The sequence below is a fragment of the Microbulbifer bruguierae genome (genome assembly GCF_029869925.1).
GTDB classification, from domain to species: Bacteria; Pseudomonadota; Gammaproteobacteria; order Pseudomonadales; family Cellvibrionaceae; genus Microbulbifer; species Microbulbifer bruguierae.
In genome coordinates, this window is record NZ_CP118605.1 from 584,221 (window position 1) to 607,118 (window position 22,898).

Here is a 22,898-nt window from a genome sequence, read left to right on the forward strand (position 1 = left end):
TCAGGATTACCTTATTTTAGGCATAGGGAATTAACTGAGGCGGGTTTCAAGTATTTACTCGAATCATGCGGAACTCATTAGTTTTTAAACTGGAAACGAGCCACTTTCGATATATCGACCTTTGGCAAACCGTAATCGGTACGCAAGAAGAATATATATTCTCCTTGCGGCCAGGCATCAAGCATCCCAGATAGATCTGGCAACGGGGCTCATAACACCAAAATATACATTGTGTACATCATTGTAATTTTTTTTCGGCATTTCATATCCGAGGTAGCCCTTAGTCATCAGAGTCCACATGGATTCCGCCAAGGTTAGGTTGACGTCTTCAAAGGACTTAGTGAAATTCTCATCGACATCATGACGATAGAACTCCCAATCATGAATGATATAGGCAGGACCACATTCCCACGGTTCCAGACCGGTTAAAACCTGAGCGAGCAAGGGTATACTTCCTCCATCGGTGGTCATGGAACCGGGTTCAATTATTTCACTTTCTCCATTACCCAGGTTTCTAATATATTTGAATGGATCATGAGGATCCGGCACGTAATTGAACAGACCGGGACCAATCCATTCAAGAGAAAACTTTCCGGCAAACTCTCCGGTATTTAAATTTTCTACGAACTGCTTTTTACGGCGCTCCATCCTTTGCCGCATAAAATCCTGGCTTGGCATATCCACCTCCTGTGGAAATTAAAAACTTCAGAAATTGATAACTGACCTTGAATAACCAAAACACTTTAAACAACATCTTTAAACAACAATATTTACCGAAGGAAACTAGAAATATCCCCCGGAATATAAAAATGTTTAAAGTCTTAATATAAAACCCTAAAGAAAAAAAGCAGATGCTGGAATTTGACGAGGTGGAATATGATTCCCGAAGAATCAAAAGTCAACGCCAATTTTCACAAGTTATAATCAACGCCAACATACAGAAACCGGAGAAAGTATTACAGGCCATATCACTTACCCCATTACAAGAAATTACATACATTCAAGTTTACACGCCATTTCCCAACCCATCTAAAGCATCAAACCAGACACGTTCAAAAATACGAATACTTACCCGCCAATATAAAATTGATTAACCCCAAACAAGCTAGCTAGATAGTTATCCCTGTAGTATTTTGTCTGCGCATAACTGGGCGACACAAAAATAGCAATCAATTCGTTCAGATAATAATAAGTTGGACCGTCCCCTGCGCCATCAAGCCCAATGTAGTAATCACGTTTCAAGCCGTAAATACACAACGCGAATTTCGCGCTGTGTATGTAAAGGTGTATGTAATACCAATGTCATTACATTTATAAATATGCGCCACATATAAGGTGCCATACGCAATGGAGTGTAACTATGAAACACCATGGAATTGTCCAACCGCGGGGTTTAAACGAAAGCTGTCCCGCCAATCGATCTATCAATGAACACGCCGCGGAAGCGCAACGCTTTGGCAGGCTGTTCCCCCATCTACCTCGTCTGATTTCCAATCCAGACGACCTGGAAGCCGTAGGTCAGCGCGGCGGAGTGATGGATGCCGACCACGGCTCACTCGGCGCGACCACGACGCCTCTCGGATACGTATTTTTCGGCCAGTTTATCGACCACGATATCACGCTCGACGTGACATCCAGTTTCAATAGAATTAATGATCCCTCCGCAACCCGGAACTTCCGAACCCCGGCACTGGACCTTGACTGCGTCTACGGATCGGGCCCGGAGGCAAGTCCCTACCTTTACTATCAGGCCCCGGACAACCCTACTCCCCGCCAGGCTGAAATAAGAGGCAGACACCTGCTCACAGACGGCGACGATCTTGTGCGAGCCCCCAGCGCTCCCGAAGGTAATACGAAAAGGGCAGCCTTGATCGGCGATCCTCGCAACGATGAAAATCGGATGGTTTCACAGATCCAGCTTGCCATGCATTACTTCCACAATGCCGTAGTGGATTATGTATTGAACAAAAAAAAGGCAAACAACGAGAGTACGGAAGACGAAGGGATATTTGAGGAAGCACAAAAAATTGCCCGCTGGCACTACCAGTGGGTGGTAGTGAATGACTTTCTGCCGCGCATGGTTGGCAAGGAGCTGGTGGTCGATATTCTCAGTAGAGGCCCCAAACTTTACTGCATAAAAAACCAGCCTTATATACCCGTAGAATTCGCTGTTGCTGCCTATCGCTTTGGGCACACCATGGTTACCAGAACCCTGAACTACAACAGTTCACATTCAGGTGTTGAGCTATTCGGCAGCGAGCTGGGACAAGGCTTTACTGTCAACAACGCCGGTATAGCAGACATGTCATTGTTTTTCGGCCCCGGTGCCCAAACCGCTGGTGCGGTAGACATCCTGATGCAGAGTGATTTGCTGGACCTACCATTTATGTCACCAGACACACCCGCACATATGCGCTCGCTGGCCACACGCAACCTGCTGCGCGGACAATCATTTGGTTTGCCTTCTGGCCAGGAAGTTCACGCGCACGTCTGCGAGGTACTGGGCGAACACCTTCCTGCTCCGGATATGCATATGCTTGACATGCCAGAAGCGCTGGTCAACAACACTCCCCTGTGGTTATACATACTGGCTGAAGGAATGCTCTCCGGTGGACAGAAACTCGGTCCAGTCGGCGGTCGTATCGTGGCGGAAGTACTTATCGGCGTACTGGAGAGTGATAATACAAGTTACCTCGGCGCGGATCGTAGCTGGCGGCCGACACTGCCCTATTCGGGAGATGTCTGGGATATGGAAGCGCTGATCAACTTTGCCAACATGCCCAGTTAGAGGGTTTTTCTCTTTAAGTAGTAAACTGGTGCCGGGAATACTCGCATCCCCGGCACCAATCAGGCAGAGTCATTACTCTCGCGGCAGACTATCTATATCCAGATCCATCCATACCAGATGGTGGTCAGACGATATCACCGGATATCCCTCCCCTACCAAATCCCATCCCTCCTGGCCTTCCGCCGGCCAGAAGACAGAAGCGCAGCGAGGCGTGATGCCGTGTTTTGATGGCAACACATAATCGAGTCGCAGGTTACCCGAACCCTTGGGGTTAAAGTCACCGGTATCGTAAGCCGGATTACCGCGGTGTCCCACATTCACATAGCCCGCGGACTCCGCATCTCGCCTTGCCCCATCACTCCCAGGCGGACGGTCCTGAGCGATATCCGGGTGCTTCAATAATTGCCAGATGGCATTGTTTCGCGTATCCCCATCGTAGGGGTCTGCGTTGTAGTCGCCGAGAATTACAAAACGGGCCCCCATCTCCAGGGCCCCGTCACGGCCCTGGTCATCATAAAAATAGTTCTCACCGCGGACATAATCAGCCCAGAACCGGATCTCATCGTGGTTGCGCCGGCCATTGCGGTCTTCCGGCCCATCGAATACCGGGGGCGTTGGGTGTGCCGCCAGAATATGCAGGATTTCGCCATCGACATTGACCGGTATATCCCAATGGCTCTTACTCGACAGACGCAATTGCTTTTGCGCTTCTGGGGGATAGTAGTCAACCGGAATCAGGGCCCCGGGCATGTCCTTCCATAAAAAATTTTGGAAGGTTCGGATACCTGTGGTTTCTATCGGGTACCTGGAAAGCAATAGCATCCCGTACTGACCCGGAAAGGCACCGTAACCATACGCGTCTTCCGGCTCGCCCAATCGACCATCACCATCCAGATCCAGCGCGCTGTCGACACCGGTGTTGGCGCTCGCGAAGTAACGGTACGGATACTCGATTGCCTGCTGATGCCGTTGCGCCACAGACAGGTAGTTTTTCTGCAGCAACTCCGCCGCCTTACCTTCACGATCACGGTCCACCTCATTCAGCAGAAGAATGTCGGGCCGAACACGCTGGATAATTTCACTGACGGCCTGAACTTGTGGGCTATCACGTCCCGCCAATTCCCTCAGTAAATCACCCTCGCCAGGACGGTTAAGAAACGCGTTAAAAGTGGCTACCCGCACAGCCCCATCACCAACAGCACCGTAGCCGGTCAACAAGGGACAGGGGGTTGCCGCATGTACCTTCGCTTCTGCCACTGCAGACTTGCCGCCACTCGCCTCCGCCGAACCGGTAGCAAATACTGCGAAAAAAATACTGCCCACCAGAGCAACGGGGCTGTGCAGGTTAATAGTTCTTTGCATGGAATCGCGTTCTCGATCGGCTGGTAACTGCGCTATATACTGGCAAAACAATACTGCAATAGTGAGACAGTATCGGCGTGGGATTGGTGAATCAGGTCTGCATTGCCTTTTGACGGCTCGACATATCGATCATGCATCGGCGCCGTCTGTTCATTGAATTGTTGCAGGGTTGCCTCGTATTCCCGTCCGCGCTCCCGAACATCCCGCGCCAGGCGTCGCTGTCGCCGGGTTGCCTCGTCACAGGCTACGAATACTTTAAAGTCAAAACTCTGTTGCAGTTCCGCCGCATGCAAGATCAAAATGCCATCCACCAGAACAACAGGCCTCGCAGTCAGCTCCACCACCTCGGGCTTGCGCCTATGGGTTGTGAAATCGTAAGTGGGCATATGGATCGTGCGTCCGGCACGCAGATCCGATAACTGCTTCGCCAGTAGTGCAAAATCAATGGCCTCGGGCACATCAAAATTCGTTATCCCTTCCAGCCCCCTGTAGTAGTTATCCTGCAGGATCAGAAGGCAATTATCTTCGCCCAACTGTTCGTAAACCGCTTGCGCCAATGTTGTTTTTCCCGAACAACTGCCCCCGGCGATCGCTATAATCTGTACTTCCATCGGTCGATTTCAAGTCCGTTCATTTGCTGTTGTAAAAGCGTGCACCAACATCACCGAGACCTGGTTTGATATAGCCATCTTCGACAAGCTCATCATCACAGGAAACCGCATACAGGTTTACATCTGGATGCGCCTCTCGAAACAGGTCCTTACCCAGTGCAGATGTAACAATACTGAGAAAAGAAATATCCCGACACCCCATATCTTTCAAACGACTGACACTGGCAATGGCGGTATCGCCGGTAGCGATAATCGGGTCCATTACAAACACGGCAGTATCTGACAGGTGACCAGGCGTTTTGCAGTAGTACTCCACCGTATTATTCAGGAACTTGTCCCGGTAAATACCGATATGACCAACCGAGCTTTTAGGCCATACGTGCAGTATCGCCTCCAGCATGCCATTCCCTGCGCGCATCACCGAAATCAGACTGATCTCCTTGCTTACCTTCCTGACGGTGGCTGTGGAAATGGGGGTACAAATTTCTCGTTCAGAGAAAGGTAATTCCGACGCGGCGGCGAAAAACAGCTGCACACTCAGCTCACCGATAATACGCCGGAATGTATCCGGTTCGGTCTCCGCTTGCCGCAGGGTACCCAGTTTATCCATCATGATCGCGTTATTGACCAAGCGTAGTGTCATAAAGACTCCAACTAAAAGACAGTTCCGTCGCTGATAAGGGAAAGTGGTGGCGATAGATCCCCTCGCCGCTCGCAGGCAATTCGTCTACCGGCTGCCCAGGTGCCGCCTTCAAGTACCTTTGCAAGGGGGAAATCTTCCGCGCGGAATCCCAGTTGGTCTACAATCTTTTCCGCTATGGCATCCAATAAACAGATGGTCAATGCACGCCACTCGATCACCAGCTCCGATTCGACAGCCAGAGGGGCATCTGCCAACGACGGATTCCGCAACTCCAGCAAGCCTGTATCGATCAGCAGACCTCCGTTCCGATATTCAGCGAGAGCCGTTAGTTCATTAATACCGGTAACCTCAAATCCAGCCAGTTCCAGGCACTCGATCAGGGAGTAACTGAGCCACTGACTCAGCTTGTGAAATGGCACCAGGCTCTCCACCCCTTCGCCAAACGGTGCGTAATACCAGGTATCACCGAGATTCCGGGATTCCCATTGCACCCGCGACGGCCAGATATCTCCGAATGCTTCAAGAGTACAGCCAAGTACGGCACTCGCCGGAATCGATTCACCGAAACTTTCCAAAAGCAGCGTGGCGAGGTCACCAGGAGACTGAGTGGGAAACAACTCCGGTTTGGTCTCCATCGCACTCGCAAGGTTGTGTAGCAGCGCAACCCTCCCGGACACACCTTCCAGTGGGTTGCTACTGTGCACCTGGAAGGCCGATCGGAATCGATCTTCGCTCAAACTGCCCAGCCCCTGAAGATTGCAGGAGTACGGAATACCTCCGCCGAATACTCCATTGAGAAAGCTGTCGAGTGACGCCAACCCCAGGCCCTCGGAGCGCCCTATGGATTCGCCCTCCGCGGTACGATAACGCCAGCGACTACCGGCCCCTGCATCGAGAAAGACAGAAGGCACCATCAGGTCAAAGCCCATCCGCGCACGCTGTGCCGGGGCCAGCGCATTCATCAGCTCTCGCAGTCTCAACAGGGCTCGCTGTTCGCCCACCTCAAAATGCCGCCACCGGCTATGATAGGGCACGGCAAAATCGGGGTAGCGCTCCCTGATCGTATCGATAACATACAGCACCGTCGCATCAAAGCGATCATAGTTCACCCTAAAACAGGTTTGACCATTCAGTGAACGCTCCAGAATACGGGCGCACTGAGTGCGAATGGCAGATGTGCTGAACAACCAGCCTACCGCCGAATACTCTCCCGCTGTCAGCTGTCCGTAGCGAATCATTTTACCTCCAGCGCTCGGCCCTTGACATCCGCCAGTGCCGAGCTCGATTTCACTTCACCTTCGGTAAAATACCCCGCCGCTTTCTTTGCTTCGATTTCTACCCTGGCGTCATCAGGTATATATTCTTCGGGGATACTGACCCGGTTCACCACCTCGATACCACTGGCAACAATCGCATCGTATTTCATGTTACTCATCGAATGCAGATTGTGAATTTTTTTGATTCCAAAATAGTGCAATACGTCAGGCATCAATTCCTGAAACCGCGCATCCTGCACACCAGCGACACATTCGGTACGGGCAAAATAAGTCGCTGCGCTATCGCCGCCCCGCTGCCGTTTGCGAGCGTTATACACCAGAAACTTGGTGACCTCCCCCAGCGCCCGCCCCTCCTTGCGGTAGTACACAACAAGCCCAACCCCACCCTTCTGCGCCGTCCTCACCGCCTGTTCAATACCGTAGGTCAGGTACGGACGACAGGTACAGATGTCTGAGCCAAACACGTCAGAACCATTGCACTCATCGTGGACCCTGCAGGTGAGTTCTACGTCACTGTTGGCGAGGTCACCAATAGAGCCAAAAATATAGGCAGTACTACTGCCAATGGGGGGGAGCAGGACTTTCAAGTCAGAACGCGTTACCAGTTCAGGAAACATACCACCGGTCTCGCGAAACAGGATTTTCCGAAGTTCAGCTTCACTGACACCAAACCGTTCAGCCAGCCCCGGCAAATACCACACAGGATCTATGGCTACCTTGGTAACCTTTACCTCCCCCTTTGACGTCACAAATTTTTCATCTACCGGAAGACGCCCCGAGGCAATGGCCTCCTGGATTTCCGGCATTTTCAACCTGGCCTGGGTAATGGCGATACTCGGCTGGATATTGTATCCCTCGGCCAAAAAATCATTGAACGCGCCAGTAATATTGGCACCCCAGGGATCCAGAGAGATAATTTTTCCCTCCTCAAACCAGGAAGGCTGAAGTTGTACCTGCTCGGTGGGTTCCGTGTTCTCCAGATCTGGCCTGTGCCCCAATAACTGTCTACCAGAGGCTATAGACAATGCACGGTACACAGAATAGCTACCGCTGTGACAGCCAATACAATTGCGGCTTTTCGGATCGCTGACAGTACCGATGACCGGCCCACGCACCACTGGATCGCGGGCATACCAGTTGATCGCCGGCGTACTCCCCGGACTTGCCATAACGTGCGAAGTCAAACGTATATGATCTAAAACAGGTACCCCAGACTGCGGTATATCTTTATTATTCATCACCAATCCCTGGAAAATGTTTACTAAAACTCCTGATATCTTTACCGACGAATAACCAAACAATCAAATTCCGGGTCACAATACCCCCGTATCAGAGCTCGATTTCGTAATCAGGGTAATATCAGTCTACAACCATCAATAAAGGCAGATCATGGACATCGATCTTCTCAAACAAAAAGCTCGGGAACTTGCGCAAAATAGCTACGCTCCCTATAGCCAATTCCCTGTCGCTGCCGCCTTTTACGACCAAAACGGCAATATCTATGGCGGGGTCAATGTCGAAAACATGTCGTTCGGATTGACCATCTGCGCTGAGCGTAATGCTATATTTTCCGCCGCCACTACCGGCTGCCGAACCATCGATGCGATGGTGATCTATACCCCAACACCAGAGCCCACCATGCCCTGCGGCGCCTGCCGACAGGTAATATGGGAATTTTCGTCAGATGCAAAAATCATCGCAATCTGTGATAGCGAAAAAGAATCTGTGTTCTCGATTCGCGACCTACTCCCGGGTGCTTTTGTTCTCGAAACGAATACTCGCAACGACACCTGCTCCGACAATAACGCCAACAAGGAATAGCAGCCATGACAGCCGGTAAGCCCGCCAGTATCGATCTGAGTCGATTCTTTGATCCAGCGCAGCGCGATCAATTCTGCCGCCAGTTACTGGATTCCCTGTCAGAATTCGGCTTTGTCATTATCCGCAACCACGGTATCCCGATTTCCGAGTTTGAGCGCGCCTATCAGCTATGCACCGATTTTTTTGCGCTTCCACTCGAAAACAAGCGGAAATACGAATCCGGCAATGGCCAACGGGGTTATATCGGCCTTGGCAAGGAAACCGCCGCAGGCCAGTCCATCGGCGACCTCAAGGAATACTGGCACATAGGGCCAAACGCCGCCGTGGTACAACACCACGGTGAAAACTACCCGGAAAATACCTGGCCCGGGGAAATTCCGGAGTTCGAACCATTCTTTACCGGGCTCCATCAAAAGCTGGAAAGCGTGGCCGGGCATCTCGCCGAGGCCCTGGCACTGGCCGTTGGCCTTGAGCAGGACCACTTCAAAAACATGATCGCCGGAGGCAATTCGGTACAGCGATTAATCCATTACCCGGCACTTCGCGATGTGCACAGTCCTGGCGCCGTGCGAGCCGCTGCACATACTGATATCAATCTGATGACGCTGCTGATCGGCGCCACCGACAGCGGCCTGGAGTTGCTCGACAGGCATGGAAACTGGCTACCCGTGGAGCACCGCAGCGATGAAATCGTGGTTGATACCGGAGATATGATGGCGCGGCTCACCAACAATTACCTTCCCGCTACCACCCATCGTGTGGTCAATCCGAGAACCGCAGACCGACCGCGCTTTTCAATCCCCTACTTCGTCCATCCACGCAACAGCGTTTCTCTTGAGTGTCTGCCGCAATATCGAGATCTCGCCCCGTTACAACCCCCTATAACTGCAGGAGAATTTTTAACCCAGCGTTTGCGGGAAAACGGCTTTTAACAGAGCGACATCAGATGGACCACCCCGGTGCCAGCGCAATAAAAAAGCTGGCAATCGCCGCACTCATCAAGTTGGCAAGAAACGCAGCCAGCACCGCGCGCAGCCCCAACCTTGCCACGTCGTCACGCCGATTCGGCGCCATGGTTGCGAGCCCCCCCAACAGGATGGCGATGGATGAAAAATTGGCAAATCCGCACAAGGCAAAAGTGACCACTGCCTGAGTATGTAAGCTCAGCTGCTCTTTAACACCGGAGAACTCCACGTAGGCGAAAAACTCGTTCAGCACAAGCTTCTGGCCAATCAGAGACCCTGCTGTGGATGCCTCATCCCAGGGGACTCCGATCATAAATGCGATAGGCTGAAACAACTGCCCCAGGAGCCATTGTAGAGACAGCTCCGCAAACCCGAAGAGGCCCCCGAACCACCCCAAAACCCCGTTAAGCATCGCGATCAGTGAGATAAACGCGAGCAGCATGGCCCCTATATTGACCGCCAGGCGGAGACCATTCGTCGCACCATGTGCGGCCGCATCAAATATATTGCACCAGGATTCATGTAGCGGAGCCTCATCGTTCATACTGACCGTCAGAGCCACGGTCTCCGGAACGATCAATTTGGCCATAAGGAAGCCACCCGGGGCAGCCATAAAACTGGCGGCCAGAAGATATTTCAAGTCCACACCGAGACCGACGTAGCCTGCGAGCACCGATCCGGCAACACTGGCCATCCCCCCTACCATCACTGCGAAGAGCTCCGACTGAGTCATACTGCGGATGTAGGGCTGGATCACCACCGGTGCTTCTGTCTGGCTGACAAAAATATTGGCCGTGGCAGACATGGATTCGGCCCTGCTGGTCCCCAACAGTTTTTGCATGCCTCCACCGAGCACCCGAATGGTCCACCCCATGATGCCGAGGTAATACAACACTGCAATCAATGAGGAAAAGAATATGATGATCGGCAATACATTGAACGCGAAAATAAAGCCAATATTACCGCGCCCGATATCACCAAACAGAAACTCTATTCCGTTGGTGCCATAACTCAACACCTGGGAAATACCCGCGCTCATTGTATTCAGCACAGATTTACCAAATGGCACAAACAGCGCAAAGCCACCGATAAGAAACTGCAAAGCAAAGGCGATACCCACCGTACGAACGCTGATGGACGATCTCTGAGAAGATGCTAACAGCGCAAATCCAAGAAGCAACAACATACCAAGAAGGCTAATGAATATGGTCAATCTGATAGGCCTCTATATTGCTTTAGCTACGGTCTGCAACCAGGAATGTGGTCAAATAAAACAACGCCCCCAATGATGGCTGCTGCGGTAATGACACCGCAATCTCACGCATCATTGAGCCAATAAAATGAATATTCTTGGGGAAAATCAGTGCCGCCTGCGCACGAAAAAATACCGTCGCGCACAGTCGTCCTTTATTGTCAAAATAAAACTGGATCTCCCGCATGCATTTTGCATCGTCATCCGTGACATGGTCCGGCGATGGGTTGTTCGGGATTACGACAATCGCGCGTTTCGATTCTGGAAATTTGGTAAGGCAGTCGATCACGTTGGCGATCTTTTGCGGCATCTTGTCCCGATAGTCCCCCTGACCGCCACCCCTCAGCGTACTGAAATAGCGCTCTTGTTCGGGTTGCAGGACCTTGCCAAGATTCCAGGCACTGTAGGCTTCCAGTACCGCTCGAGGAAAAAGTTCTGTTTCTACCAGGAAGTCCGACATATCCAATAACTGGGCGTAGTTGTGCTCAGCGCCCTCGGCACTAACCGCACTCATCCGCTGCCAGGCATCGCGACAGGACATCGGCTTCACGAAGCTTCTCCAATAACCAGACTTTTCTCCACCAGGAACTCGTCAAGACAATGGATACCCTGCTCTTTCCCCAGTCCGCTTTGCTTTATTCCGCCGAATGGCAGGTTTCGGTGGAACAGCGCTGAACTATTCAACCCTATGGCGCCCGCTTCCAACCCGTCGGCGCAACGCATCAGACGCGCGCGATTTCGGGAAAAGGCATAGGCGGCCAGACCAGATTCCGTGTCATTGGCTTTGTGCATCACCTCCGCCTCGTCTTCAAAACGATAGATACAGGCCAGCGGGCCGAATATTTCTTCGCGACACGCACGCATACGGTCATCCATATCTATCATCACGCCGGGACGGAAATAGAAATCACCACGATCGCTGGGTTCACCACCGCACAATATCCGCGCACCTTTGGAAACGGCGTCTTCACATATCCCGGTGACACGTTCCAGTGCCGAACCCTGTATCAACGGGCCCAGGTCGCCATCACTGCCAAAGCGCAAACCTGCAACCATTTTTACCAGTGCCTCGGCAAATCTGTCGTGTAGCGCGGCATGAACGAAAATCCGGTTGGCGCCGACACAAATCTGACCGGTGTTGTAATACCGCGCATTGACAACACAACGCAGCGCAAGATCAAGGTCAGCGTCGTCAAATACAATAAACGGTGCATTGCCACCGAGCTCCAATGAAAGGCGTTTGACGCTATCTGCGCACTGTCGATAGAGCTTTTTCCCGGTGGCTGTTGAACCGGTGAAACTCAATTTGCGCACGCCTGTGTGGCCACAAAACGCACCGGCAATCCGTTCAGGTTCTGCGCTGGGCAACACATTCAACAGGCCACCGGGCAAGCCCGCGTCGGCACTGAGCTGCGCCAGTGCCAAAGCGGTCAGAGGCGTCAATTCCGATGGCTTGACCACACAAGCACAGCCCGCTGCCAGCGCCGCCCCCACCTTGACCAATACCGATGCAACAGGAAAATTCCATGGAGTAATACAGGCCACTACGCCTACCGCCTGTTTACTGGTCATCAAGCGCAATCCGTCGGGCCCAGCAAAGGCCTCGCCGGTAATACACGTGGCGCGCTGCCCATACCACCGCAACATATCCGCGCCGTGGCCCACTTCACTCAGGGCTTCACGCATAACCTTGCCGGATTCCCGGTGCAACATTGCCGCTAGTTGTGGTGCCGCCGCATCGATAGACTCCGCCCAGCGGGTCAATATCGCCGCACGCGTTGCCGGTTGCTCGGTGCACCAAAGGCGTTGAGCGGCGATGGCGGACTCAATCGCCACGAGTGCGTCCTGGTCATTTGCCGAGGCCACCTCGGCGATTGGCAGCCGGTCGATCGGGCTGCAGACAACAAAGCGATCATTTGCAGGCACGTCACGCCCACCGATCCACAAGTGCGAAGTAGCCAAGGTCATCGGCCGTACTCAGAAATAAAACGAATATTCGTTTTTGAGCACAGGCCATTCGTTCTGGAAGAACCGGCCCAGTCGCGCCACGCAATCCACCTGGGCTGACCCCCAACCATCGTGTACCGGCACATACCGCTCTTCCGCGTCCAGAAAATATTCCCTGTCCGCGCAAAAGTGCCAGGGCATATGGTCAAAGTTGCGCAGACCGATGGAGACTCTCCCCTTATCCAGGCGAGGCACGCTGTGGCGCCACCGAATGTTGTCAAAGATGATGGTGTCTCCAGCATTCAATACAGGAGAGACCCGGGTTTCACCCGCGCTCAGTTCGATGCCTTTTCCATCGTTCTCGTTCTGGACCACTAGCAACGAGACGTAACGGGGCAAGATACCTTCGAGCAATTGAAAATCCAGGGTCTTGTCACAGCGCCTGGTACGCAGGTATTCGCCGTCGAAATGCTCTGCCACCGGTTTGCTGCCGCTGGTGTAGCACTGATAATTCAACATGCAGCGTGAACCGGGGGAAACCCTTGAACCGGTAAATTCCGACAGCAGCCCGTTATGCGCCCTGAGCAATGCATTAATACTGGGGAAATCGGTGTGCGCTACGGTGGGAAAAGGACTGATGGATTCCGCAATCATCATTGCGTGGCTGACGCGGGACTCGCTGTGGTCTGAAGGATACACACTGTGATCCAAGAGGTTTTGTTCGGTATAGACCCGATCGATCAGTGACTCTACTTCATTTTTTATCGTATCCAGTTCTGCTCCGCTGAACTGATTACGCAATATCAGATATCCCCTGGACCCCATCATCTCTGCCACAGTACTCATATTCACGTCCTGATTCCGCAGGTGGGGCAACTTTCTCCCAGCTCGCGGGGCATATTCCTTATTGTCTTCAACGAGATCTATACAATAAACATACCTAAAATGGCGACAGGTCGGATGGTGTCGGCAGAAAAAGCGGTAATGATTGGGACGAATCAAACACTGCCGTTATCTGGAAGTGTCAAAGACAACCGCTTTGGGAAATGGCACCGTTTACTTTGCGCCCCGAAAATGGGCAATTTACGCCCCACGCCACACCAATTGGGTGCAACACAACACTACTGAGCATTCAGTTCAGATCCTTTAACCCCCATAGCCGGTCATTTCCAGATAGCCCTGCCCTATATGGCTACCGCGCACCGAAACCGGTCCCTCCCAGTAGCGCAATACACCCGGGTTCCAGTAATCCCCATCCCGGGACCGAACCTCCAATGCTAATTCCGCAGACGGTACCAGTAATTGCCACACCACCGGCACCGCGCCATAGCGGCTGTGCCGAAATTCCCTGGGCTGCAAACTGAATTCGTCTGGCCCCAGTGCTTGCGCGCGACCATCGGCAGCAACCAGAGTGGCCGCATAAAAATCTTTGCTACCGCGCACCCGGAACGCCATCAGATGTCGACCATCGTCGAGATGCAGGATCATCCAGTCCCACCCCTCCTGATCCGGCTGCAAGTATTGACTGCTCCACTCGCGGTCGAACCAGCCCTGCCCGCTCACGTCAAATCGCTGGCCATCAATCTCGATTGCACCGCCACTGACAACCAGCGGATAACTGAAATACATCGAGCCACCACTACCGGTGGACTTGGCACTGAAGCCGCGCTCACCGTGTAGCACGACCGGTAACTCCGGTTGTATTTGCAGGCGATAAGCAAAGTCATCGCCGTCTACCGCCAGTCGCCAGGTTTCAGTCGCCAAACTTTCGAGTTGCCAATGGTCAATCCAGGCGGTAAATGGCTGCGCAGTAACACCCGCCTGGCCAGAGCCGCCGCGAGCACTGCGGGATGCAAAGCGATGATCCTCCGGGCTGCTCAGGGCTGCGTGGGCGAGCCAGAGCTCATTGCGCCGCCAGCCGGGCTCCTGTTCATCATATGGCCCAGGGCGCAGACCATTGCGGAACAAGGTCCACTGCACGCCGAATTCACGGCCGTCGGTAGAACGCAGGTTCGCGGTGAGATACCACCACTCAAGACGGTATTGTGGGTGCGGTCCCAAATCCCGCGGCAAGTGCACACCGGTTCGTGGCGCTGCCTGCATGAAGCCTGCCGGGGCGTCGCGCAGGGCGTCTACGGTGGATCCGCCCCCGATGTCTTTTGCGCACCCGGCCAGAATCAGGATGGCCAGGACCAGATCGGCAAGTATCCAGCAGCAGGGCTTATTCACTTTTCATCGTCTCCAGGCGCACCGGATTACCCGCCAATACACCAACCAGAGCTCCGATTCCCAGGCTCAGCAACCAGATCCCGCACCAGAATCCAGGGTATAGATGGAGCGGCAAAGCCCAGCCAAACGCCGCCGGGTTCACTCGCGCCACTAACACCCAGGCGAGAAAAATCCCCAGCGGTATCGCCAACAGCGCCAGCAACCCCGTCACCAGCATACTGTGAGCGATCAGCCGTCGTCGCAGACTAGCCCGCGGTATCCCATACACAGACAGCAGGGTATAACTATTCCGCCGCAAGCGAAAAGTGACTAATCCCATCAGCAACAGCGCTACTCCCGCCAGAGACAGGGTCAAGCCATTCAGTATCCGGGTCATTTCGAACGTACGATTAAACGCGACGGTGGCAGCACGCTTCAGTTCGGCCTGGTCCCGTATATGACTTCCCGACAACCAGGGCAAGGCTGAAGACCAATCCCTCCAGGAATGATTGCGGCCCGCCTGCAGCCCAATTACAAAGGTGGAATATCCATCGGGCAACACGTCCGGCAGCGCAGTAAGCGGCAACAACAATTCGCCTTCGGGACGGCCGTAATCGGCGTAGATGCCGATTACCCGATAGTACTTTTGAGAGGACGGTTGATCGGACGGTTGATCGAACTTTTGCTCGACAGCCAGCTGAACACGCACCTGCGCTCCCACGGCCAGCGATTGCCGCCGGGCTAATTGCTCGTTGATCAAAACACCCCCGGCACCGAGGGCCATCCACGGATTTGGTACCGCGTCGAGAAAGCGCCAGCCACGTAGCAGGGGTGAATCGGGATCAACCGCCAGAACATCCACCGGAGTTTCACCCAGCAGGCCGCGGCCGCGTACCATGGGCAAGACCTCGGAGACCCCGGGTAAATCCTGCAAACGCGCGCGCCACTGGGACCACTCCGCTGTGGTCAGAGCACGGCCGGGATCAAGATAAAGGTCGCCCCTGAGACGCTGGTCGAGCCAGCGGGCAAAGGTAGTTTCAAAACCGGTGACCATGGCATGAACGCCGATGGCCGTGGCGATGGCAAAGGCCAGCGCGGTAAGAGGCAGCTGTAACAATCGGCACAGGGCACGCATCTCCGAGCAGGACCACTCGAGCAGCGGCTGAAGACATTGGCGTTCGGCCCAAGCCTGCAAACGCCCCAGCATTCGGTTCAACAATAGAGGGAGAAGCAGGCCAACACCTACCAGGCAGCCCAGTGCGGAGAGGTATACCAGCCAGAGTCGGTCTGTAAGCAGCAGAGGGACGAGGGACACTGCCACGGCAACAAGCGCAGTCAGCCAATCCCAGGGCGGCGTATTGTCGTAGGCGGCTTGGGACTTATTCCCCAACCCGCCCGGTACCGCACCGGGCAGTTTCAGCAAATCGGCACAGGCCCAGGCAACCACCACCGCCAGAATAAACACCATACCGAGCCAGGTTTCCAGCTTCGGTGCGCCCACCGCCAGGGAGTCGATACTGAACAACCCTTGCAGTGTGCCCTGAAATCCCTCCGCCAGTGCCGATGCCAACCACCCACCCAGCAACAGACCGATACTGCTGCCGACCACAGCAATCAACAACACCTCGCAGATCAATGCGGTGCGCAGATGTGGTGGCGGCACGCCCAGGCGCAGCAGAATATCGAGACTCCGCCGACGCTGAACCAGTGCAAAGCGATAGACGCTGCGGACCAAAAGTGCGGCCACCAGCAGCGCCAACGCACCCAGCGCATCGAGACTGAGCAGGAATGCATCCACCAATGGGGTCGGCTTCACTCCGTAGTCCCAAACCTGTGCGCGATAGGTATTCGGTAACGGCACCCTGTCTGTTTCCGCCGCGGGTAGCAGAATCGCCAGGGTACTTCGCGCGGCAGTGGCGAGCTCTGCAGCCACTGAAATATCCGCAAGCAGCTGCCCGTTAGGCAGCCCTTCAACCTCGCGGTATTGAAACGCCTCGGCGCCCGCTCGTGACAGCTGTCGCCAACGCTTCAGGTCTCCGGCACTGCCCAGCAACATGGGCTGCTCGAACCCTGAAACCAATTCACCGATCACCCCATCCGGTTCGTCCCGGGCTTGGGCATATTGCCGTATACAGGGCGCGCTAAACGGGTCGATTCCGACAATTTGTGGGGGGCGATCGCTATTGTCGGTGTCACTACCGATAGGATCGAAGCGCACATTCAGACGTGGTGTTGCACAGAGTCCGAGGCGGCGCAGTTGCGCAAAATCCGCGATGGTCACTGCGCGGCCGTCCGCACGCACAACCTGTAACAGCGGCTCCAGTGCTGCCTGGGAACGTGCCACCGCTTTCTCCGCCGCACCGGTCAGGGAGCGAACGCCACTCCACAGCATGGCCGCGCAAATCAGAATAAGCAGGAGTCCAGCCAGCTGGCCGGGATAGCGGCGGTAATGACTCAGAAAGACCGGGCCGAGTCCCATGGGCGCAGGGCTCCTTGCCGCAATTCCAGTATCCGGTCACAGCGGCGGGCCAACTCCGGATTGTGCGTGACGATCAGCGCAGCCAGCCCGCGCTCGCGGATAGCGTCAAAAAAAAGTGGGGCTACGCGCTGGGCGGTTGCATAGTCGAGGCTGCCGGTAGGTTCATCGGCGAGCATCACGTCCGGCTGCATGACAAAAGCACAAGCCAGTGCCGCCCGCTGGCGCTGGCCGCCGGAAATCTGATCAGGATAACGGTGCGCTGTGTCGGCAATAGCCAGATGTTCGAGTAGCGCTTCGCCGTCGTGTTGTGACAGACCGGCCAGCCCGGCGCGAAAAGCGATATTGCGGGAAACGGTCAATGTGGGGATCAGGTTGCCATCCTGAAATAGTGTGGCGATACGGGTGCGGCGCAACTCGGCCCAGTCGCGCTCGGTCAGTGTTGAACGCCTTCGCCCGAACACCTGCAACTCGCCGCTGTCCGGTGGTATCAGGCCATTGAGCAGGTTCAGCAGTGTACTTTTACCCGAGCCAGAAGGCCCGATCACAGCCACCGCTTCACCTTGCCGCAACTCAAGGGATAAACCGTGCAGCACGGTTATTTGTTCGCGGCCGTTGCGGTATGACCTGCTGAGATTGCGGGCCTGTATCAGGGCATCATCCATGTTTGCGAAAGGCTGGCTAATAGCAGAATAGGCCGATCAGTCTATCGCACAGACATCACCAAAGGAGAAGTTTTACCTATCCGAACCTATACCCCGACAATACGCGCGCGGAATTTGCGGCCTTTCAGTTTTCCATTGGCGAGCTTGCCCAGTGCTTTTTTCGCAACCGGACGCGCCACCGCAACAAAGGTAGAGAAATCGAACAACTGAATCTTGCCGATCTGTGAACCATCGATGCCCCCCTCACCGGTCAGGGCACCGACCACATCACCAGCGCGCACTTTCTGCTTTTTGCCGCCATCGATCTGCAATGTGGACATCAGCGGTCGCGGCGGTGTGAACCCTCTTGGTAGCTCCGGGAGTTCCTGCAGGGTAATTTCCTGCTGCATGAGTTCTTCCAAACGCTCCAGCTTGTAGATCTCTTTCTTGCTCACCAGTGACAGCGCCACCCCCTTTTGCCCTGCCCGCCCGGTGCGGCCGACACGGTGCACATGTACCTCTGGGTCACGGGAGAGATGGTAATTCACCACCACCGGCAGCTCCTCAATATCCAGGCCGCGCGCGGCGACGTCGGTGGCCACCAGAATGGAAGCACTGCCATTGGCGAAGAGCGTCAGGGTGCGATCGCGATCTTTCTGCTCCATGTCACCGTGCAGGGCAAGCGCGGCAAAGCCGGCACTCTTCAGGGCTTGCGCCGCTTCATCCGTTTCCTTCTTGGTATTGCAGAACACCAGCGCAGAGGACACGTCGTAATTGGCCAACAACTGATACAGCGCTGCGGGCCGCGCCTCGTTGTTTTCCACCCGGTAGTAATTCTGCTCAATCGAGCTCCGGCTATGCGCCGCGGCCACCTCCACCTTTACCGGATCGCGCAGTACCCGGGATGCCAGCGCATCGATGGTTTTGGGATAGGTGGCGGAAAACAGCAGCGTCTGTCGCTGCTGCGGCAGCTCGGCGAGAATCTGGTCCAGCACCGCCTGGAACCCCATATCCAGCATGCGGTCCGCTTCGTCCAGCACCAGCGTATCCACCGCGCTCAGGTCGAGATTGCCCTTGCGCAGGTGATCCTCAATACGACCCGGGGTGCCCACCACAATATGGGCACCGTGTTTGAGCGAGCCGATTTGAGGCCCGAACGGCATACCGCCGCAAAGGGTCAGAATCTTGATGTTGTGAACGGCCCGCGCCAGTTTGCGCAACTCCCGCGCTACCTGGTCCGCCAGCTCCCGGGTAGGACACAACACCAACGCCTGCACCCGGAACCGGTCTACCTGCAGCTTGTGCAACAATCCCAGACCGAAGGCCACGGTCTTGCCCGACCCCGTCTTCGCCTGCCCGATGACGTCCTTCCCCGCCACCATTGCCGGCAGCGCAGCGGCCTGGATCTCGGTCAGCCGCGTATAACCCAGATCCTCCAGGTTTTTCAGAAGGGGCTTTTGCAGCGGCAGCGACTGGAAGTCGCGGGGATGGTCACTATCGGGACTGGTCAAAACAGGAACTCGCTTGGAGAAAAGGGCGCGTATTGTAGGTAAGCAGAAGCCACATTCCTACCGAAAACACACCGTTGACGTTAGCTGCGATGCACTGGCGTTGCCAGGCAGCTACTAGGTACCAGGACGAATCAGGGATCAAGCGCTATCGCCGACCCGGCCTCAAGCCGAAGAGCAATTGTGACGCACTATTCACTCCCGTCAGGTGAATCCGCGGTATTGGCGTGATATTTACCAGCTTAGACGAACTGCCCGTATCGAAAAGGCACAACACACTGAAACCACACCGCGGCAATTTCACTCAGTAGCGTGTTCCCTCGACGCATCATTCAGTCAGCAAGTAAATGGGCATAAAAAAAGCAGGATGTAATTCACATCCTGCTTTCTGGTTTCCCGTAGATCCGTTGATTACATCAACTCGCCACCGAGTTCGGCACAGTCTGCCGCACTCTCCTCATAGGTGATGAAATTGTCATCCACGCAGCGGTATGGCGTGCGGTATTTCGATGGGCATTGTCCAAGACCGGCGAACACGATGCTGGCGTCGAACTCAGGGTAATAAAAGACCTCGCCACCGATGGTCTCTACCACGGTTCGCCAGGTTCCAGATGCATCAGACTCAGTGACCACTTCATCTTCTTCGACCCAACGGATTTCTTCGCAGTACTCTTCTCCGAAATCGTTCCAGATTTCATGCACCAGAATATCGTCATCCGAGCCGCTGCCGGTACCACCACTACTGGGGCCGTCACCCGGAAGGCCAACTGGTCCAGCACCGAGGCGATTGAAGATTCGCAAAGGCTCACCAGGGATATCCAGAGTCAAGGTGTTACCACTGACGTGCATTTTCAAGTCAGCGGTACCGACGAAGTCAGAGAAACCATTGGTATTGGTGTCGACAAAAATATTGCTGACACTTACCACACCGGTTTCCGCGTTGTAGCTATAGCTACCTACCTCGGTACCATCATCTTCTGCCTGGACAAAAGTGCCATTTTCCAGGAACGCAAACAGCAATAAGGTATTGAATTCGTCCTCATCCGTTACCCAGACACCTTGCAGGCCGTCCGCAACCACCCGTGCAGCCGGGATCTTTTCTACCAGTACCCCTTCGCCACTACCCAGGTCAGTTTCAAAAATGTCCAGATCGGCGCTATTTCCGGCCACGGTAAAGGTGACGTATTCACCATCCTCCTGGTCGAATTCACCATCATCCGGGTCATACAGGCCGATGCTGCCGTTCTGGTCATCGGTGATTCCAGTGACCTTCAGCACCTTCTCTTCATCCAGACTGAAAGAGCCCCACTCCAAGCCCTCTCCAGACGGATCATTTACTTCCACTTGCTCTACATGGATGTAATTTCCAGTCGTCTCATCAAACGCAAAAAAGATGAAGTGCTCGGCCCCGTTGCCAGTCTCTACACTGGTATCCAGCACCCAGCCACCCGTCATGGAGTGTTCGTTGGTGTAGCCAAGCGCTTCCGCCTCCAGCGTACCCTCCAAATGAGCCTGGGCAGCTGCAATGCTAACGAGCTGCGTTACCGCCACATCCTGGCCACCATTCTCGATCAGAGTCTGAATAATGGGCGACGCCGCGAAAGCTTCCGGGGACTGGTCAAAGAACTCCTCAGTGCTCAATACCGTGTCTTTGCTGCCCACAGCAGATTCACTGATGGTGATGTTGTTGCTGGCATCGCCATCCGTGTCCAGAGTCTGCAGCAGGCGAACCATATTGATCACCGCATTCTCGGAAGTGTCGGTGGTACCGGCAATATCCAGCGGGGTCACTGTGCCGGAAGCCGTGACAAGCGGAAATTCCAGCCCGCCGATAAAGAAGGTCACCATGTCACCGGGCTCATAGCTGTAGCCACCTGTGGCATCGGTGACACCTTCATGGGTCACATTGCCCTCACTGTCGGTGGTGCGATAGCCGATATTCACCACCGGGCTGTCGATAAACACACCGATTTCAGTTAATGGGCTTTCGCCGCCACTGCTACTGCTGCTGGAACCGCCGCTACTGCTACTGCCACTACTGCTGGAACCGCCGCTACTACTGGAGCTGCTGGAACTGCTCGAGCTACTCGAACTACTGGAGCTGCTCGAACTGCTAGAGCTACTGGAACTGCTAGAGCTGCTAGAGCTACTGCTGCCACCATCATCACTACCACCGCCCCCACCACCACTACAGGCGACCAATGAGCTGAAGAGCAACGCTGCGGTGAGCGTTGACAGGGCCTTACTGAAAGCGCATGCCATGAAATTATTCCTATTTTATTGCGGGAAGCGATGGCTACCATTTTTCCCAAGAGTACAAAGCAAAGCCCGCCACTAAAATAGCCCTAAAGAGTCATAATCACGCAGGCGATACTGACACGCCATTCAACCCCGAAGCCGTTTGGCGCTGTATTCCTCAAACAGGGAAAAAGGAACGAGTGCCAGGCTTTTTTCGAAGCCTTAACACATGGGCCCGCCTGGCGGGCTGATATTTGGGAAGGGAAAGTCGGAATTGCCGGGATTACTGCCAGTGAGTTCTGCTAATAGGCTTTCAACGCTGGTATCCATAGAAAGCCCGCCTTCAGACTTACTCATCCCTGAACCATCCTGATGAATATCCGACTTGTTATCTGATTGAGCACGGTAGCCAGGACAGCATTGCGCCTCGATCGAGGAATGACCTACAACTGCCGCAACATGATATCCACGATTTGCCCGTGGTATTTTTCAGTGCTTATGGTTTCCCAACCCAGACGCTCGTAGTACTGGCGGGTCTTTGGGGTAAAAAGATACAGGTGCGGAACAGCGTTCGATTCACAGTAGGCCAACAGTGCCTCGATAAGCATTTTGCCCACACCCAGGCTACGGTACTCGGGCTTTACGTAAAAATTCGCCAGCCACGGGCCCCAGTTCTCTTCAATCTCCATATCCCGGGGCAAAACACTGATGGAGCCTAACAGCTCTCCATTTTCTATCGCGATAAACGTTGCGGGAACCGCATCCGGGCCGAGGCACTTGGCCAATTCCGTTTTGAAATCGTCCAGGGATTCATTCGGGTAAAGATCCCTCCACTCCTCATGATGCCAAGGCGCCAGGACCTCCACCATGTCCGGCATCTCCGTCAGATTTACTACGCGCATATAACCCGAATACTCACTTGTAATGTCTGCGTTTCGGACCTTTGTCCTGCAAGACCAAACCCACTTCGCATACTGAATAACCGGTCACTATACCGGATTCCTATTCGCCATCCAGCACGGACCAAAGATGCCAGGCAGGAGGCTTCGCGTAAAATTCAACCTACTGCCTTCAGATATTTGAAACACGTCCTTCAGTTCGCAGTCCAGGCAACGATGGACTGTGATACGCCGCAACAAATAACGGCCCAGCTTCTCT

At 54.3% G+C, this 22,898-nt stretch carries 19 protein-coding genes; 3 read left to right on the plus strand and 16 right to left on the minus strand.

Annotated features, from left to right (window positions below; translation table 11 throughout):
- Positions 1–177 precede the first annotated feature (177 nt).
- Positions 178–678: a hypothetical protein gene (locus PVT68_RS02525; RefSeq protein ID WP_280321013.1), complete on the minus strand. Its 501-nt coding sequence runs from the start codon at positions 676–678 to the stop codon at positions 178–180.
- Between the two features lie 682 nt (positions 679–1,360).
- On the opposite strand from PVT68_RS02525, the gene PVT68_RS02530 reads away from it, so the two are divergent.
- Positions 1,361–2,788 carry a peroxidase family protein gene (locus tag PVT68_RS02530; RefSeq protein ID WP_280321014.1) on the plus strand — a complete coding sequence of 476 codons (1,428 nt, stop codon included), beginning with the start codon at positions 1,361–1,363 and terminating at the stop codon, positions 2,786–2,788.
- A gap of 72 nt (positions 2,789–2,860) precedes the next feature.
- Here the strand turns inward: PVT68_RS02530 and PVT68_RS02535 are convergent, their stop codons facing one another.
- Genes PVT68_RS02535 through PVT68_RS02555 form a run of 5 tightly spaced genes read right to left on the minus strand, consistent with a single transcriptional unit; the run spans position 2,861 to position 7,982 of the window.
- The gene (locus tag PVT68_RS02535; RefSeq protein ID WP_280321015.1) at positions 2,861–4,150 is read right to left on the minus strand and encodes an endonuclease/exonuclease/phosphatase family protein; all 1,290 of its coding nucleotides are present in this window, start codon (positions 4,148–4,150) and stop codon (positions 2,861–2,863) included.
- Positions 4,151–4,182: 32 nt separating this feature from the next.
- Positions 4,183–4,761 (minus strand): uridine kinase, encoded by a 579-nt coding sequence (udk, locus tag PVT68_RS02540; RefSeq protein ID WP_280321016.1) that lies wholly within the window; start codon positions 4,759–4,761, stop codon positions 4,183–4,185.
- A 19-nt stretch (positions 4,762–4,780) separates the two neighbouring features.
- Positions 4,781–5,404 (minus strand): uracil phosphoribosyltransferase, encoded by a 624-nt coding sequence (gene upp / locus PVT68_RS02545; protein WP_280321017.1) that lies wholly within the window; start codon positions 5,402–5,404, stop codon positions 4,781–4,783.
- Between the two features lie 11 nt (positions 5,405–5,415).
- Positions 5,416–6,642, minus strand: a complete 1,227-nt coding sequence (locus PVT68_RS02550) for a DUF1688 family protein (protein ID WP_280321018.1) — start codon at positions 6,640–6,642, stop codon at positions 5,416–5,418.
- Complete coding sequence (locus tag PVT68_RS02555) at positions 6,639–7,982, minus strand: GTP cyclohydrolase II (protein WP_280321020.1); 1,344 nt, start codon at positions 7,980–7,982, stop codon at positions 6,639–6,641. Before PVT68_RS02555 ends, PVT68_RS02550 begins: the two co-directional genes overlap by 4 nt.
- Positions 7,983–8,070: 88 nt before the next feature.
- On the opposite strand from PVT68_RS02555, the gene PVT68_RS02560 reads away from it, so the two are divergent.
- Together PVT68_RS02560 and PVT68_RS02565 are read left to right on the plus strand one after the other, a co-directional pair.
- Positions 8,071–8,502, plus strand: a complete 432-nt coding sequence (locus PVT68_RS02560; RefSeq protein ID WP_280321021.1) for a cytidine deaminase — start codon at positions 8,071–8,073, stop codon at positions 8,500–8,502.
- A gap of 5 nt (positions 8,503–8,507) precedes the next feature.
- Positions 8,508–9,434 carry an isopenicillin N synthase family dioxygenase gene (locus tag PVT68_RS02565; RefSeq protein ID WP_280321023.1) on the plus strand — a complete coding sequence of 309 codons (927 nt, stop codon included), beginning with the start codon at positions 8,508–8,510 and terminating at the stop codon, positions 9,432–9,434.
- A 10-nt stretch (positions 9,435–9,444) separates the two neighbouring features.
- Here PVT68_RS02565 and PVT68_RS02570 read toward each other — a convergent pair whose 3' ends face one another.
- From PVT68_RS02570 to PVT68_RS02615, 10 genes are all read right to left on the minus strand, one after another.
- Positions 9,445–10,680, minus strand: coding sequence for a NupC/NupG family nucleoside CNT transporter (locus tag PVT68_RS02570; RefSeq protein WP_407666120.1), 1,236 nt, complete (start codon positions 10,678–10,680; stop codon positions 9,445–9,447).
- A gap of 22 nt (positions 10,681–10,702) precedes the next feature.
- On the minus strand, positions 10,703–11,269 hold the full coding sequence (locus PVT68_RS02575; protein ID WP_280321025.1) for a hypothetical protein: 567 nt from the start codon (positions 11,267–11,269) through the stop codon (positions 10,703–10,705).
- Complete coding sequence (locus PVT68_RS02580; RefSeq protein WP_280321027.1) at positions 11,266–12,687, minus strand: aldehyde dehydrogenase family protein; 1,422 nt, start codon at positions 12,685–12,687, stop codon at positions 11,266–11,268. Before PVT68_RS02580 ends, PVT68_RS02575 begins: the two co-directional genes overlap by 4 nt.
- 9 nt (positions 12,688–12,696) lie before the next feature.
- A complete protein-coding gene (locus tag PVT68_RS02585) occupies positions 12,697–13,518 on the minus strand; it encodes a hypothetical protein (RefSeq protein ID WP_280321029.1) in 822 nt (273 codons plus the stop codon).
- Positions 13,519–13,812: 294 nt separating this feature from the next.
- The gene (locus tag PVT68_RS02590; RefSeq protein ID WP_280321031.1) at positions 13,813–14,895 is read right to left on the minus strand and encodes a lipocalin-like domain-containing protein; all 1,083 of its coding nucleotides are present in this window, start codon (positions 14,893–14,895) and stop codon (positions 13,813–13,815) included.
- Positions 14,888–17,353 carry an ABC transporter permease gene (locus PVT68_RS02595; protein ID WP_280321033.1) on the minus strand — a complete coding sequence of 822 codons (2,466 nt, stop codon included), beginning with the start codon at positions 17,351–17,353 and terminating at the stop codon, positions 14,888–14,890. Before PVT68_RS02595 ends, PVT68_RS02590 begins: the two co-directional genes overlap by 8 nt.
- Complete coding sequence (locus PVT68_RS02600) at positions 17,329–18,015, minus strand: ABC transporter ATP-binding protein (RefSeq protein ID WP_280321035.1); 687 nt, start codon at positions 18,013–18,015, stop codon at positions 17,329–17,331. The genes PVT68_RS02595 and PVT68_RS02600 overlap by 25 nt, the downstream gene beginning before the upstream one ends.
- Before the next feature lie 86 nt (positions 18,016–18,101).
- The gene (gene dbpA / locus PVT68_RS02605; RefSeq protein WP_280321037.1) at positions 18,102–19,505 is read right to left on the minus strand and encodes an ATP-dependent RNA helicase DbpA; all 1,404 of its coding nucleotides are present in this window, start codon (positions 19,503–19,505) and stop codon (positions 18,102–18,104) included.
- Positions 19,506–19,913: 408 nt separating this feature from the next.
- On the minus strand, positions 19,914–21,764 hold the full coding sequence (locus tag PVT68_RS02610; protein ID WP_280321038.1) for a hypothetical protein: 1,851 nt from the start codon (positions 21,762–21,764) through the stop codon (positions 19,914–19,916).
- A 419-nt stretch (positions 21,765–22,183) separates the two neighbouring features.
- Entirely contained in the window at positions 22,184–22,642 is a 459-nt protein-coding gene (locus PVT68_RS02615) for a GNAT family N-acetyltransferase (protein ID WP_280321039.1), read from the minus strand.
- Positions 22,643–22,898 lie beyond the last annotated feature (256 nt).

What these genes read in the sequence shown, in the direction of transcription:
- PVT68_RS02525 (WP_280321013.1), bottom strand. Translation starts at nt 678, where the DNA reads ATGCCAAGCCAGGATTTTATGCGGCAAAGGATGGAGCGCCGTAAAAAG.
- PVT68_RS02530 (WP_280321014.1), top strand. Translation starts at nt 1,361, where the DNA reads ATGAAACACCATGGAATTGTCCAACCGCGGGGTTTAAACGAAAGCTGT.
- PVT68_RS02535 (WP_280321015.1), bottom strand. Translation starts at nt 4,150, where the DNA reads ATGCAAAGAACTATTAACCTGCACAGCCCCGTTGCTCTGGTGGGCAGT.
- udk (WP_280321016.1), bottom strand. Translation starts at nt 4,761, where the DNA reads ATGGAAGTACAGATTATAGCGATCGCCGGGGGCAGTTGTTCGGGAAAA.
- upp (WP_280321017.1), bottom strand. Translation starts at nt 5,404, where the DNA reads ATGACACTACGCTTGGTCAATAACGCGATCATGATGGATAAACTGGGT.
- PVT68_RS02550 (WP_280321018.1), bottom strand. Translation starts at nt 6,642, where the DNA reads ATGATTCGCTACGGACAGCTGACAGCGGGAGAGTATTCGGCGGTAGGC.
- PVT68_RS02560 (WP_280321021.1), top strand. Translation starts at nt 8,071, where the DNA reads ATGGACATCGATCTTCTCAAACAAAAAGCTCGGGAACTTGCGCAAAAT.
- PVT68_RS02565 (WP_280321023.1), top strand. Translation starts at nt 8,508, where the DNA reads ATGACAGCCGGTAAGCCCGCCAGTATCGATCTGAGTCGATTCTTTGAT.
- PVT68_RS02580 (WP_280321027.1), bottom strand. Translation starts at nt 12,687, where the DNA reads ATGACCTTGGCTACTTCGCACTTGTGGATCGGTGGGCGTGACGTGCCT.
- PVT68_RS02595 (WP_280321033.1), bottom strand. Translation starts at nt 17,353, where the DNA reads ATGGGACTCGGCCCGGTCTTTCTGAGTCATTACCGCCGCTATCCCGGC.
- PVT68_RS02600 (WP_280321035.1), bottom strand. Translation starts at nt 18,015, where the DNA reads ATGGATGATGCCCTGATACAGGCCCGCAATCTCAGCAGGTCATACCGC.
- PVT68_RS02610 (WP_280321038.1), bottom strand. Translation starts at nt 21,764, where the DNA reads ATGGCATGCGCTTTCAGTAAGGCCCTGTCAACGCTCACCGCAGCGTTG.
- PVT68_RS02615 (WP_280321039.1), bottom strand. Translation starts at nt 22,642, where the DNA reads ATGCGCGTAGTAAATCTGACGGAGATGCCGGACATGGTGGAGGTCCTG.